This window comes from Neorhizobium sp. SOG26, from assembly GCF_003491345.1.
Lineage (GTDB): Bacteria > Pseudomonadota > Alphaproteobacteria > Rhizobiales > Rhizobiaceae > Neorhizobium > Neorhizobium turbinariae.
This window is the reverse complement of record NZ_CP025512.1, coordinates 1,578,474-1,592,440: the sequence shown is the minus strand read 5'-3', so window position 1 is coordinate 1,592,440 and position 13,967 is coordinate 1,578,474. Positions and strand designations below refer to the sequence as shown.

Sequence of the window (13,967 nt, the reverse complement as noted above, 5' to 3'; positions counted from 1 at the left end):
CTGTCGATGAAGGTGATCATTTGCGGCGCGGGGCAGGTCGGCTACGGCATCGCCGAAAGGCTTTCGCAGGAGGACAATGACGTCTCCGTCATCGACACATCGCAGACGCTGATTGCGGCGATCACCGAAGCGCTCGATGTGAAGGGGTATGTCGGGCACGGCGCCCATCCGGACGTGCTGGAAAAGGCCGGCGCCGAAGACGCCGACATGATCATCGCCGTCACGCTCTTTGACGAGGTCAATATCGTCGCCTGCGAGGTGGCGCATGCGCTCTTTTCGGTGCCGACGAAGATCGCCCGCATTCGCGCCCAGAGCTACCTGCAGCCGGAATATGCCGATCTCTTCAGCCGGCAGAACATGTCGATCGACGTGACGATCTCTCCGGAGGTCGAAGTGGGCAAGATGGTGCTGCGACGCATCTCCTTCCCCGGCGCGACGGACGTCATGCGTTTTGCGGACGACCAGATCGCCATGGTCGCGATCGAGTGCATGGAAGATTGCCCGGTCGTCTCGACGCCTTTGCACCAGCTCTCCGACCTCTTTCCGGATCTGATGGCGACCGTGGTCGGGATCTACCGCGAGGGCTCGTTGAAGGTCGCTCGCTCCGCCGATCAGTTGGAAGTGGGTGACCTAGCTTACGTCATCTGCCAGCGTGACCATGTTCGCCGCACGCTTGGCCTGTTCGGCCACGAGGAGCCGGAGGCGCGCCGCATCATCATCGCCGGTGGCGGCAATATCGGCCATTTCGTTGCGCGCACGATCGAGGAACACCAGCCGCGGACGCGGCTCAAGATCATCGAGAGCGATCGCGACAAGGCAATCACCATCTCCGAGACGCTGCGCAACACGATCGTGCTTCATGGATCGGCGCTCGACCAGAACATCCTGTCTCAGGCGGATATCCAGGAAACCGACCTGATCGTGATGTTGACCAACAACGACCAGATCAACATCCTGGGCGGCCTCCTGGCCAAGTCGCTGGGTTGCAAGTCGAACCTGGTGCTGATCAACTCCACCTCGTTCAACCAGATCACGCAATCCGTAGGCATCGATGCGCAGATCAACCCCCGGGCCGTAACGATCTCACGCGTGTTGCAGCACGTCCGCAAGGGCCGCATCCGCTCGGTTTATGCGGTGCAGCATGGCGCGGCCGAAATCATCGAGGCCGAGGCGCTGGAAACATCGCCCCTGGTCGGCAAGTCCTTCCGCGAGCTTCACCTGCCGGACGGCATCCGCGTTGGTGCGATCTTCCGCGACGGTGTCGTGATCCACCCCGATGGGGCGACAAGAATCAAGGCGCGCGATCGCGTCGTCCTATTCGCCACGGCCGACGCGGTGCGTGACGTCGAACAGCTTTTCCGCGTCTCCATCCAATATTTCTAGTCGAGGTCCAAGATGTCCCGTATCGCTTATGTCAACGGTCGGTATCTCCCGCATTCGGACGCAGCCGTGCATATCGAGGATCGCGGCTTTCAGTTTGCCGATGGCGTCTACGAGGTTTGCGAGGTCCGCCAGGGCATGATTGTCGATCTCACCCGGCACCTGACGCGGCTTGATCGCTCGCTGAGCGAGTTGAGGATGTCGTCGCCGATGAGCCGCGCAGCACTGACCACGGTGATCCGCGAAGTGCTACGACGCAATCGCGTCCGCAACGGCCTCTTCTACCTGCAGATCACCCGCGGTGTTGCCAGGCGGGACCATTATTTCCCGTCGCAGGATACGCCGCTGACGGTGACGATAACCGCAAAGAGCACCGATCCGTCTATCATGACCAGGAAGTATGCCAACGGCGTCAAGGTCATCACCGTGTCTGAGAACCGCTGGGACCGTGTCGACATCAAGACGGTGGGCCTGCTTCCGAATGTACTGGCCAAGCAGCAGGCGAAGGAAGCCGGGGCGCAGGACGCCATCTTCGTCGACCGCAACGGCATTGTTCTGGAAGGCGCGTCTTCGAATGTGTGGGTGGTGACGGCGGATGGCGAACTGATTACCAGACCGGCAGAGCACGGCATCCTGAGAGGTATCACCCGAACAACTGTCCTCGACGTGACAGCCAAGCTTGGCTTGACCGTGGTGGAGCGGGAGTTCAAGGTCGATGAGATGATGGCTGCGCGCGAGGTATTTCTCACGTCTGCAACCGGCATTTGCGTGCCAATTGTGGAAATCGACGGAAAACCTGTTGCCAACGGCCATCCCGGCACAGCATCGTCGGCTATACGTGATGGCTTTTTCGACGTTGCGGAAAAGACAGCGATTTGATAACCAGACACAGGGGAAGGGAAACACGAGGGCGTTTCCCTGTTTTTCCTTTCATTTTTGATCAGAATCCGGTGTATCCGGCAAATAAGAAAGAAGCGGCGCCATGGCGGAACGTTCTCAAAACCTTCAGGATTTATTTCTTAATACTGTCCGCAAACAAAAGATTTCGCTGACGATATTCCTCATCAATGGCGTGAAGTTGACGGGCGTTGTTACGTCCTTTGACAACTTCTGCGTCCTTCTCCGCCGTGACGGACATTCCCAACTCGTGTATAAGCACGCGATCTCGACGATCATGCCGGGCCAGCCCATGCAGATGTTCGAGACGGAAGAAAACGCGGCTTAAGGACAGACAGTATTTCAAATCGCGATACCTCGAACGAATCCCTTGTCCCGGAAGCTGAAAAGCGCCGGGACGATATGCGCGCGGCCGTCATCGTGCCGGTGCTCAAGCAGGCAAAGCCTAGGGCAGGGCAGGTGGACGGCGGCGTCCCCGTGCCGCAGCGCTCCAATGAAGCGCGTCTTGAAGAAGCCGTTGGTCTTGCCAAGGCCATTGATCTCGAAATTGTCCAAGGGTTGATCGTGCCGGTGGCGCAGCCGCGTCCGGCGACGCTCATGGGTACGGGCAAGATCGAGGAGATCAAGGCGTTGCTCGATGAGCATGACGCCGGTCTTGTCATCGTTGACCATCCGCTCACACCTGTCCAGCAGCGCAATCTCGAGAAGGAATGGAACGCGAAGGTCATCGACCGGACCGGCCTGATCCTGGAAATCTTCGGCCGTCGTGCCTCCACCAAGGAAGGCACGCTGCAGGTCGACCTTGCGCATCTCAATTATCAGAAGGGCCGCCTTGTCCGCAGTTGGACCCACTTGGAACGCCAGCGCGGCGGCGCGGGCTTCATGGGTGGTCCAGGCGAAACCCAGATCGAAGCCGACCGTCGCTTGCTGCAGGAGCGAATTGTTCGGCTGGAGCGTGAACTGGAGCAGGTGGTGCGAACCCGTCAGCTGCATCGCGCCAAGCGCCGCAAGGTTCCGCACCCGATCGTCGCGCTTGTCGGTTACACCAACGCTGGCAAGTCGACGCTATTCAATCGCATTACCGGTGCCGGCGTGTTGGCTGAAGACATGCTCTTCGCGACGCTAGATCCGACACTGCGCCGCATGAAGCTGCCGCATGGTCGCACCGTGATCCTGTCGGATACCGTCGGGTTCATCTCCGACCTGCCGACGCATCTGGTTGCCGCCTTCCGTGCAACGCTTGAAGAGGTTCTGGAAGCCGACCTCATCCTGCACGTGCGCGACATGTCGGATCCGGATAATGCGGCCCAGTCCGCTGACGTGATGCGCATCCTTGGTGATCTCGGGATCGACGAGAAGGAAAGTGCCGCGCGGCTCATCGAGGTCTGGAACAAGATCGACCAGCTTGAACCGGAAGCGCATGATGCCATGGCCGAGCGTGCCGCAGGACGCGATAACGTCATGGCCGTGTCGGCGATCACTGGCGAGGGCATCGACCGGCTGATGGACGAGATCTCCAAGCGCTTGTCCGGCGTTCTGGTCGAGACGACGATCGCGTTGCCGCCGGAAAAGCTTGCGCTGGTGTCGTGGATCTATGACAACGCCATGGTCGACGAACGCAGCGACAACGACGACGGTTCGGTGACGCTGGATGTGCGCCTGTCCGAGGCGCAGGCGGCGGAGCTTGAACGCAAGCTCGGCAACGGCACCAAGCCGGAGCGCGAGGACTGGGAGCGCTAAACGGTAACGGCGCGCCCTTAGTCCGTCACGCCCTTCGCGGCCTGCCAAAGGTCTTCCATCCGCTCGAGTGAGGCTTCCTCCAGGCTCTCACCTGCTTTTTGAAGCTCGGTTTCAATGTGGCGAAAGCGGCGACGAAATTTTGTGTTCGTGCCGCGTAGCGCATCTTCGGGATCGGCCCCGACATGCCTGCCGATATTGACCATCGCAAAGATCAGGTCACCGAGCTCGTCCAAGACCTTTTCCTTGCGGCCGCTGCGCAGCGCTTCGCGCAGTTCGCCGACTTCCTCCTCGATCTTGTCGAGTATGGGTTCAGCCTCCGACCAGTCGAAGCCGACCTTGGCGGCGCGCTGTTGCAGTTTCAGCGCCTCGGTCAGCGCGGGTTGCGCCCGGTGCACCGCGCCGAGGTAACCCTGCTTGAAGTCTTCGGTGATGCCACGTTGTGCGCGCCGTTCCGCCCGCTCGCGCTTTTCCTCTGCCTTGATCTCGTCCCACTGCAGCTTGACGGCATCGGGTGTATCCGCATCCGAGCGATCGAACACATGCGGGTGGCGGCGGATCATCTTGCGCGTGATGGCTTCCACCACGTCACCAAATGAGAATTCGCCCGCTTCCTCGGCCATGCGGGCGTGGAAGACTACCTGCAGAAGCAGGTCGCCCAGTTCCTCGCGAAGGTCGTCCATGTCGTTCCGCTCGATCGCGTCCGCCACCTCATAGGCTTCTTCGATCGTGTACGGTTTGATGGTCGCAAAATCCTGCTGAAGGTCCCAAGGGCAGCCGGTCACGGGGGTACGCAGAGCAGCCATGATCTCGAGCAGGCGCGATATGTCTTTGGAGGCTTCCATGATCCGTCCCTTGGAAGGCGTTGCCGCTCAGGCTAGCGGGATGTTGTTGTTTGTCTTGCCGGATTGATACCTATCAGAGAGCGCTGCGTAGCGAGCCTTGATGCGCGCAACCTGCGCCTTCAGTTCGGCCCGTAGCGGCTCCTCCTCCGTTTCCACAAGTTCTTCGATGAAGAAGGAATTCCAGAAGGCGTTGCTGCGGCGGTAGCTGCCAGGCTCCAGGCCGAACACCTCCTTCAGGATCTTCAGGTCATGCGGAATGGCAAAGGCATCGCGCGAGTCTTCATGGCTGAAGAAGGAGTAGAAATTGTCAAAACCGGCCCAGGTGATCGCCGACATGCACATCGTGCAGGGCTCGTGAGTCGACAGGAATATCAAGTCCTTGGTGTTGAGAGCTGAACTTCTTTCGTAGAAGCGCTTCAGCGTATGGACCTCGCCATGCCAGAGCGGATTTTCCAGCTCGTTGTTGGTTTCGGCAATGACCAGCGAAAGGTCCGATTTCTTCAGGATGGCCGCACCGAAGACCTTGTTGCCTGCGGCAACGCCGCGTTCAGTCAGGGGGAGGATGTCGTTTTCGATGACGTCGAGGAGGCGGGCTGCTATGGTCATGATGTCACTTCTGCTGGTGTTCTCCGCGACTTTATTGCCTGGTGCGCAGTTGCGGAAGGTGTTTCCGTTAAGCTTTGGGAAAAGCTGGGGAAAGCGGCGCGGGTGGTTTTGCTCGTAATCCGACGATCGGAGGAACAGAAATACGGGTATCGCGAAAAGGCGGGATATCCATTCCTTCACCTTCCCCACGCAATCGACGATATTGGGCAGGTATGAGTCAGGAAGCCTCCATGTCGTCCAGCACGAACCGTCTGTCGGTCTTTCCGGCGTTCTTTCGCGTGAGCGGAAGGCGGGTTGCCGTGTTCGGCTCCGGCGACGAGGCCTATGCAAAGGCGCGCCTGCTGCGGAATACGCAAGCCGAGATCGTCGCTTACGCCGTCGAGCCTGAGGCGGATTACGCCGCTTGGCTGGTTGACCAGGGAATTCCTGCTCTTCCCGAGCCATTTTCGCCGGATCAGCTTGACGGTGCCGCGCTTGTTTTTGCTGCAACGGGTGATGGCGCGCAGGACCGGGAAATTGTTCTTGCGGCTCGCGCCAAGCGCATTCCCGCCAATGCGGTGGATCAGCCGGATCTCTGCGACTTCTATACGCCGGCGCTCGTTAATCGTGCGCCCGTGGCGGTGGCGATCGGCACGGAAGGCGCTGGGCCGGTACTCGCGCAGATGATCCGTGCCCGTATCGACCAGATGCTGCCGCCGTCGCTCGGGCGGCTTGCAAAGCTTGCCGCCGATTATCGCGACGCTGCCGAGCGGCTTGTGCCGCGGGGTGTTTCGCGCCGGATTTTCTGGCGCCGGTTCTTTTCCGCCGATGTTGCGGATGCCGTGGCCGCCAGCGATGACGCGGCTGCCCGCCGTGCGGCCAACGTTCTTCTGTCGACGAGCGGTCGGGCGGAGGGCAAGATCTGGCTTGTGGGTGCCGGACCGGGTGCCGAGGATCTGCTGACCCTTCGTGCCCAAAGGGTTCTGATGGAAGCCGATGCGATCGTTTATGATGCGCTGGTGCCGCAGTCGATTGTCGATATGGGGCGCCGCGACGCCGAACGCCTGTCTGTTGGCAAACGCAAGAATTGCCATTCGAAGTCGCAGGGTGAGATCAACCGCCTGCTGGTGGACCTCGGTCGGCAGGGCAAGCGAGTCGTGCGCCTGAAATCCGGCGATCCGCTGGTTTATGGTCGTGCCGGCGAGGAAATGGCGGCACTGCGTGAGGCCGGCATCGCCTATGAGATTGTGCCGGGTATCACCTCTGCCTTTGCCGCGGCTGCCGATTTCGATTTGCCGCTCACCTTGCGTGGCGTCGCCTCCTCGCTGATCTTCACGACCGGCCATGACCTTGCCGGGGACGTGCTGCCGGATTGGGCAAGCCTTGCGGTATCGGGTGCGACCATCGCCGTCTACATGGGGCGCTCTGTGGCCGCCTCGGTGGCCGGCCGTCTGATCGACGCGGGCCTGAGCCGCGACACCACCGTGGCTGTGGTCGAGAACGCCAGCCGCAGCGATCGCAAGCTGTTGCACGGGGTGCTTGGCGAACTCTCAGACCTGGAGCACCGGGACGATCTGGCAGGCCCGGTCATGGTGATCATCGGCGAGGCTGTCGCCGGTGCCAATTTTGAAAAGTCCGAACCGCTTTCCGCTTATGGGAAAGTCGCTGTTCGCGAAGACATGGGACAATAAGAAAATGACCGACAAGGTTTTGACCGCCAACCGCCTTACCGATGGCATCGCCGTGTGGCTGGACGCCAATGGCCAGTGGGTTGAAAACCTGCAGGACGCGCTTGTTGCGCGTCACGCTGAAGCCGTCGCCTCCCTCGAACTGATCGGCAAACGCGATTTCAGCGCGAACAAGGTCGTTGACGTTGCAGTTATTGACGTGCAGGAGCAGGACGGAAAGCTTTGGCCCATCCGCTTGCGCGAGCGCATCCGTGCCCAGGGGCCGACCATGGAATATGCTGCCGGTTATCGTCCTGCCGATCCGGCATTCATCGCAGTCTGATACCGAAAGATCTGGAAAGTCATGTATCGTTACGACGAATTCGACCACGCTTTTGTCCAGGGTCGCGTGGAGCAGTTCCGCGATCAGGTCGCGCGCCGGCTTTCCGGCGAACTCGCCGAGGATGCGTTCAAGCCGCTGCGGTTGATGAATGGCGTGTACCTTCAGTTACACGCCTACATGCTGCGCGTCGCAATCCCTTACGGTACGCTGAACTCCAGGCAGATGCGGATGCTCGCGCATATCGCGCGCAAATATGACCGCGGTTACGGGCATTTCACCACCCGCCAGAACATCCAGTACAACTGGCCGAAGCTGTCTGACACGCCGGACATCCTGGCCGAGCTTGCGACGGTCGAGATGCACGCCCTGCAGACCTCGGGAAACTGCATTCGAAACGTCACGGCCGACCATTTCGCAGGCGCCGCGGCGGACGAAGTTGCCGATCCGCGTCCTTACGCGGAAATCCTGCGCCAGTGGTCCTCCGTGCATCCGGAGTTTTCCTTCCTGCCGCGCAAGTTCAAGATTGCGGTCACCGGTGCCGAGCGCGACCGCGCCGCAATCCAGGTGCATGACATCGGCCTGCATCTGAAGAAGAATGAGGCCGGAGAGCTTGGCTTTGCGGTTTACGTCGGTGGCGGGCAGGGCCGCACGCCGCTGATCGCCAAGAAGATCCGCGACTTCCTGCCGGAAGAGGATCTGTTGTCCTACACGACCGCGATCATGCGCGTGTACAACCTGCACGGCCGCCGCGACAACAAATACAAGGCGCGCATCAAGATCCTCGTACACGAGACCGGCATTGAGGAACTGTCGCGTCAGGTGGAAGAAGAATTTGCACATCTCCAAGGCAGCGAGCTGAAGCTGCCGGAGGCCGATGTGGCAGCGATCGCCGCCTACTTCGCACCGCCGGCGTTGCCTGAGCGGAGCGAAGGCTGGGCGCAGCTTGCAAGCTGGAAGAAGCAGGATGAAGCGTTTGCGCGCTGGGTGAGCCAGAACGTGCAGCCTCACAAGCATCCCGACTACGGCATGGTGACCATCTCGCTGAAGCCGATCGGCGGCATCCCGGGCGATGCCTCGCATGAACAGATGGATGCGCTGGCGGATCTGGCGGAAGAGTTCGCCCATGACGAGATCCGCATCAGCCACGAGCAGAACGTGATCTTCCCACATGTCGCGCTTGCCGATCTCGAGCCGCTTTATCGCGCTCTGGCGGCGCAGAACCTTGCCACCGCCAATGCCGGTCTGATCACCGACATCATCGCCTGTCCGGGGCTGGACTACTGCGCGCTGGCCAATGCCCGCTCGATCCCGGTGGCACAGGAGATTTCCACCCGTTTCGGTTCGCCCGAGCGCCAGGCGGAAATTGGCGAGCTGAAGATAAAGATCTCCGGCTGCATCAACGCCTGCGGCCACCACCATGTCGGCCATATCGGCCTGCTGGGTGTGGAGAAGAAGGGCGCCGAACTCTACCAGATCACGCTAGGCGGTTCGGCCGACGAACACACCTCGGTCGGCGAAATCATCGGTCGCGGTTTCGAACCGAGCAAGGTGACGGATGCGATCGAGACGATCGTCAATACCTATCTGGGTCTGCGAACCTCCAGGGAAGAAACCTTCCTCGAAGCCTATCGCCGTGTCGGGCCGCAGCCGTTCAAGGAAGCGCTCTATGGTGACGCCAAGGCGGAGGCAGCGTGATGACGGACGCACGGATCTGGAGAGAAACGGGGTTCGTCGAGAACGACCCCTGGGTGATCGAAAGCGACGAGGTGACGGCGAGCGAAGAGCAGAAGGCGCTTCTGCCGCTCGCGGACCTGATCGAGAAGGCGGAATCGAGCAACGACGTTGGCCTCGGCGTGTTGATCAAGCCGGGGGATGACGTCCGCAAGCTCGAGCCCTATCTTTACCGCCTGGAGATCGTTGCGGTTGAGTTCCCGGCCTTCAACGACGGCCGAGCCTTCTCCCACGCTTCGCTGTTGCGCGAACGGCTGGCGTTCCGGAACGAAATCCGAGCGGTCGGCGATGTGCTGATCGACCAGATTCCGCTGATGCTGCGGTGTGGCATCGACAGTTTTGCCGTGAAGAACGCGACGGCGCTGAAGCGGCTGGAAGAGGGCCGACTGCCCGGCATTGCGGTACATTACCAGCCGACGGCGCGTCCGGCTGAGAAGTCCGGCGGCTATAGCTGGCGCCGGCGAGCGACCGCTTGACGCACGCGCTTTAAAACTTGAGGCAGATGGTATATTTCGCCTCGTGAGACACGAGACTGAAAGACGATTGGCATGAATGCTCCAGCGAAGACAGACGAGTTTGCGGTCCAGAACGCAGCGGTGAAGATTCCCGATGGCGTTTATGCTGAGACCGTGCTTTCCGTCGAGCACTACACGGACCGCCTGTTCCGCTTCCGCATGACGCGGCCGGCCGGCTTCCGCTTCCGTTCCGGCGAGTTCGCCATGATCGGCCTGATGGTCGGCGACAAGCCGATCTACCGCGCCTATTCGATCGCAAGCCCATCCTGGGACGAGGAACTGGAATTCTTCTCGATCAAGGTGCCGGAAGGCCCACTGACCTCGCACCTGCAGGCGATCAAGCCGGGCGACACCGTGCTGATGCGCAAGAAGCCGACGGGCACGCTGGTGCTTGACGCGCTGACACCCGGCAAGCGCCTCTACATGTTCTCGACCGGTACGGGCATCGCGCCGTTTGCGAGCCTGATCCGCGATCCGGAGACCTATGAGAAGTTCGAAGAGGTCATTCTCACCCATACCTGCCGCGAAGTGGCGGAGCTGAAATATGGCTTCGACCTCATGGAAGAGATCCGCAACCACGAGTTCCTTGCGGAAGTGGTTGGTGACAAGTTGAAGCATTATCCGACGGTCACCCGCGAAGACTATCCGTTCCAGGGTCGGATCACAGACCTGATGGAAAGCGGCAAGCTCTTCACCGACCTCGGCGTGCCGCCGCTGAACCCGGAAGTTGACCGCGGCATGATCTGCGGTTCGGCTGCCATGTTGAAGGACACCAAGGACCTGCTCGAAAAGGCGGGCCTGACCGAAGGCGCCAACAACAAGCCGAGCGAGTTCGTCATCGAACGCGCCTTCGTCGGCTGAAACGTCTTTTCAGTTCATCTGCTATCAAGAAGAAGGCCCTGAGCGAGAACTCAGGGCCTTCTTTTTTAGTCTTTAGACGCCCGAAACGCATACGCCGCGCCCGTTGTCACAGGCATGGGACGCCGGTTGCCGGCGTCCCACGATCCCCCATTCCTTTATTCGGCTGCTTCCGCGTAGGCTTCCATTGGCGGGCAGGTGCAGACTAGGTTGCGGTCGCCGTAGACGTTGTCGACGCGGTTGACCGGTGACCAGTACTTGTCCACCCGGAAGGCACCCGGCGGATAGCAGGCCTGCTCGCGGCTGTAGGGACGATCCCACTCGCCGACGAGGTCTTCTACCGTGTGCGGCGCGTTCTTCAGCGGGTTGTTGGACTTGTCCATCCGACCCTCCTCGATGTCGCGGGCTTCCTCGCGGATCGCCAGCATCGCATCGCAGAAGCGGTCGAGTTCCGCCTTGGTCTCCGACTCGGTCGGCTCGATCATCAGCGTGCCGGCAACTGGCCAACTCATGGTGGGCGCGTGGAAACCGCAGTCGATCAGGCGCTTGGCTACGTCATCGACGGTAACGCCTGCGGAGGCGTTCAGCGGGCGCGTGTCGATGATGCATTCATGCGCGACACGACCGGCTTCCGACTTGTAGAGCACGTCATAAGCACCCTTCAGGCGGGCCGCGATGTAGTTGGCGTTGAGGATCGCCACCTTTGTCGCCTGCGTCAGGCCTTCGCCGCCCATCATCAGGCAGTAGGACCAGGAGATCGGCAGGATCGACGGCGAGCCGAACGGAGCAGCCGAAACTGCACCTTGGCGGCCCATGCCTCCATCGGCCCACTGCGGGTGACCCGGAAGGTGGGCTGCCAGGTGCGCCTTGACGCCGATCGGACCCATGCCCGGGCCACCGCCGCCATGCGGGATGCAGAAGGTCTTGTGCAGGTTGAGGTGGCTGACGTCGGAGCCGATGTCGCCGGGACGTGACAGGCCGACCATGGCGTTCATGTTCGCGCCGTCGAGGTAAACCTGGCCGCCATGCTTGTGGGTGATCTCGCAGATCTGCTTCACCGTTTCCTCGAACACACCATGCGTCGAGGGGTAGGTGATCATGCAGCAGGAGAGGTTCGCTGCATGCTGCTCAGCCTTGGCACGGAAATCCTCAAGATCCACATCGCCGTTTTCCCTGGCTTTCACCGGCACGACCTTCATCCCGGCCATCTGCGCGGAGGCCGGGTTGGTGCCATGCGCCGAGGTTGGGATGAGGCAGACGTCGCGATGGCTGTCGCCGTTGGCAATGTGGTAGTTGCGGATGGTCAGCAGGCCGGCATATTCGCCTTGCGCACCGGAATTCGGCTGCATGGAGAAGGCGTCGTAGCCGGTGACCTGGCAGAGCTTCGCCGAGAGGTCGTCGATCATCTCCTTGTAGCCTAGCGCCTGGTCGGCCGGCACGAAGGGATGGATGTCGGAGAACTCCGGCCAGGTGATCGGCAGCATTTCGGCTGTCGCATTCAGCTTCATGGTGCAGGAGCCGAGCGGGATCATCGCCCGGTCGAGCGCCAGGTCGCGGTCCGACAGGCGGCGGATGTAGCGGGTCATCTCGCTTTCGGCGCGGTTCATGTGGAAGATCGGATGCGTCATGTAATCCGACCTCCGCAGAAGCGCGTTCGGCAGGCGGTACTCGACCTCGAAGTCCGAGACCTTGAAGTTGCCACCAAAGGCTCGCCAGACCGCTTCGAGCGTCACCGGCCGGGTGCGTTCGTCAAGCGACATGCCGATCCGCGTCTCGCCGACCTTGCGCAAGTTGACGCCTTCTGCGACCGCGGCCCGCAGGATCAGGCCCTGCATGTGGCCGACTTCAACGGTGAAGGTGTCGAAGAAGGTGTCCGGGTCGATCGTGTAGCCGAGCTTTTCGAGACCCTTGGCCATCAGCACGGCCTTCTTGTGCACCTGCTGGGCAATCGCCTTCAGTCCTTGCGGGCCATGGAAGACGCCGTACATCGACGCCATCACGGCGAGCAGCACCTGCGCGGTGCAGATGTTCGACGTCGCCTTTTCGCGGCGGATATGCTGTTCGCGTGTCTGCAGCGAAAGCCGATAGGCGCGGTTGCCGCGGGCATCGACGGAAACGCCGACGAGGCGGCCGGGCATCGCGCGCTTGTGCGCGTCCTTGACGGCCATGTAGGCCGCATGCGGACCGCCGTAACCGACCGGCACGCCGAAGCGCTGCGAGGAGCCGATCGCGATGTCCGCACCCATTTCGCCGGGTGACTTCAGGAGCGTCAGCGCCAGGAGATCGGCTGCGACAGCGGCGACGGCGCCCGTTTGGTGCAGGCGGGAAATGAGGCCGGTGAAGTCACGGACATGGCCGTGCGTGCCCGGATACTGGAAGATCGCGCCGAACACGTCGACGGGGTCGAGCTCGGTCATCGGATCGCCAACGATCACCGTCCAGCCGAGCGGTGCTGCGCGCGTCTCGATCAGCGCAATCGTCTGCGGATGACATTCCTTGTCGACGAAGAAGGCCGTCGCCTTCGACTTTGCCTGGCGCTGGCAAAGCGCCATGGCTTCCGCCGCGGCGGTCGCTTCGTCGAGCAGGGAAGCGTTTGCGACGTCGAGGCCGGTCAGGTCGCAGACCATGGTCTGGAAATTGAGAAGCGCTTCAAGGCGGCCCTGCGAGATTTCAGGCTGGTAAGGTGTGTAGGCTGTGTACCAGGCCGGGTTCTCCAGGATGTTGCGCTGGATGACCGGCGGGGTAATCGTGCCGTAGTATCCCTGGCCAATCAGCGACGTCAGGACCTGGTTCTTGTTGGCCGTCTCGCGCAGCTTTTCGAGCGCTTCGCGTTCGGTGAGCGCCGGGCCCCAGGCCAGCGGCGTCTGCTGGCGAATGGAGGAGGGCACGGTGGCATCGATCAGCGCGTCGAGCGACTTGTAGCCGATGACCTTGAGCATCTCCTCCATCTCGGACGGCGAGGGCCCGATATGGCGGCGATTGGCAAAGTCGTAAGGCTGGTAGTCGGTAAAGTGGAAATCGGTGCTGTCGCTCATCCGATCAGGTCCTTGTAGGCAGATTCATCCAGCAGAGCATCGGCATCGGCGGGGTTCTTAAGCTTCAGCTTGAAGAACCAGGCGGCGCCTTGCGGGTCCGAGTTGACGAGCGATGGGTCGTCAACGATCGCCTGGTTGACCTCGGTCACCTCGCCATCGAGTGGCGCGTAGACATCAGACGCGGCTTTCACCGACTCGACGGTCGCGGCATTGCCATCCTTCGTCAGTTCGGTGCCGACTTCCGGCAGTTCAACAAAAACGAGGTCGCCGAGCTGTTCGGCAGCATGCGTGGTGATGCCCACAGTGGCGACATCGCCTTCGAGCTTCAGCCATTCGTGTTCAGCGGTGAATTTCAGCATGGTTCTCTCCGGAGA

13 protein-coding genes are annotated in these 13,967 nt (G+C 61.3%); 9 read left to right on the top strand and 4 right to left on the bottom strand.

Annotated features, from left to right (window positions below):
- The first annotated feature begins 6 nt into the window (after positions 1-6).
- The 4 genes from trkA (at position 7) to hflX (ending at position 4,017) form a co-directional block, all read left to right on the top strand.
- A complete protein-coding gene (gene trkA, locus CYG48_RS08005) occupies positions 7-1,383 on the top strand; it encodes a Trk system potassium transporter TrkA (RefSeq protein WP_118849897.1) in 1,377 nt (458 codons plus the stop codon).
- A 12-nt stretch (positions 1,384-1,395) separates the two neighbouring features.
- Positions 1,396-2,259 carry a D-amino-acid transaminase gene (locus tag CYG48_RS08000; RefSeq protein WP_118849896.1) on the top strand — a complete coding sequence of 288 codons (864 nt, stop codon included), beginning with the start codon at positions 1,396-1,398 and terminating at the stop codon, positions 2,257-2,259.
- A 103-nt stretch (positions 2,260-2,362) separates the two neighbouring features.
- Positions 2,363-2,605, top strand: coding sequence for an RNA chaperone Hfq (gene hfq, locus CYG48_RS07995; protein ID WP_007757453.1), 243 nt, complete (start codon positions 2,363-2,365; stop codon positions 2,603-2,605).
- Positions 2,606-2,679: 74 nt separating this feature from the next.
- Positions 2,680-4,017 (top strand): GTPase HflX, encoded by a 1,338-nt coding sequence (hflX, locus tag CYG48_RS07990; protein WP_118849895.1) that lies wholly within the window; start codon positions 2,680-2,682, stop codon positions 4,015-4,017.
- A 17-nt stretch (positions 4,018-4,034) separates the two neighbouring features.
- On the opposite strand, the gene mazG is transcribed toward hflX, so the two are convergent.
- Both mazG and CYG48_RS07980 read right to left on the bottom strand, forming a co-directional pair.
- Positions 4,035-4,859 carry a nucleoside triphosphate pyrophosphohydrolase gene (mazG, locus tag CYG48_RS07985; protein ID WP_118849894.1) on the bottom strand — a complete coding sequence of 275 codons (825 nt, stop codon included), beginning with the start codon at positions 4,857-4,859 and terminating at the stop codon, positions 4,035-4,037.
- Between the two features lie 27 nt (positions 4,860-4,886).
- On the bottom strand, positions 4,887-5,465 hold the full coding sequence (locus CYG48_RS07980; RefSeq protein ID WP_118849893.1) for a deaminase: 579 nt from the start codon (positions 5,463-5,465) through the stop codon (positions 4,887-4,889).
- Positions 5,466-5,695: 230 nt separating this feature from the next.
- Here CYG48_RS07980 and cysG point away from each other — a divergent pair, with 230 nt between their 5' ends.
- The 5 genes from cysG to CYG48_RS07955 all read left to right on the top strand — a co-directional run bounded on the left by cysG (position 5,696) and on the right by CYG48_RS07955 (position 10,561).
- Positions 5,696-7,135, top strand: a complete 1,440-nt coding sequence (cysG, locus tag CYG48_RS07975; protein ID WP_118849892.1) for a siroheme synthase CysG — start codon at positions 5,696-5,698, stop codon at positions 7,133-7,135.
- Positions 7,136-7,139: 4 nt separating this feature from the next.
- Positions 7,140-7,454: a DUF2849 domain-containing protein gene (locus CYG48_RS07970; protein WP_118849891.1), complete on the top strand. Its 315-nt coding sequence runs from the start codon at positions 7,140-7,142 to the stop codon at positions 7,452-7,454.
- 21 nt (positions 7,455-7,475) lie between these two features.
- Positions 7,476-9,149, top strand: coding sequence for a nitrite/sulfite reductase (locus CYG48_RS07965; RefSeq protein WP_118849890.1), 1,674 nt, complete (start codon positions 7,476-7,478; stop codon positions 9,147-9,149).
- Positions 9,149-9,661 carry a DUF934 domain-containing protein gene (locus tag CYG48_RS07960; RefSeq protein ID WP_118849889.1) on the top strand — a complete coding sequence of 171 codons (513 nt, stop codon included), beginning with the start codon at positions 9,149-9,151 and terminating at the stop codon, positions 9,659-9,661. Before CYG48_RS07965 ends, CYG48_RS07960 begins: the two co-directional genes overlap by 1 nt.
- 72 nt (positions 9,662-9,733) lie before the next feature.
- A complete protein-coding gene (locus CYG48_RS07955) occupies positions 9,734-10,561 on the top strand; it encodes a ferredoxin--NADP reductase (protein ID WP_118849888.1) in 828 nt (275 codons plus the stop codon).
- A 155-nt stretch (positions 10,562-10,716) separates the two neighbouring features.
- On the opposite strand, the gene gcvP is transcribed toward CYG48_RS07955, so the two are convergent.
- Together gcvP and gcvH are read right to left on the bottom strand one after the other, a co-directional pair.
- A complete protein-coding gene (gcvP, locus tag CYG48_RS07950; RefSeq protein WP_118849887.1) occupies positions 10,717-13,593 on the bottom strand; it encodes an aminomethyl-transferring glycine dehydrogenase in 2,877 nt (958 codons plus the stop codon).
- A complete protein-coding gene (gcvH, locus tag CYG48_RS07945) occupies positions 13,590-13,952 on the bottom strand; it encodes a glycine cleavage system protein GcvH (protein WP_118849886.1) in 363 nt (120 codons plus the stop codon). The genes gcvP and gcvH overlap by 4 nt, the downstream gene beginning before the upstream one ends.
- Positions 13,953-13,967 lie beyond the last annotated feature (15 nt).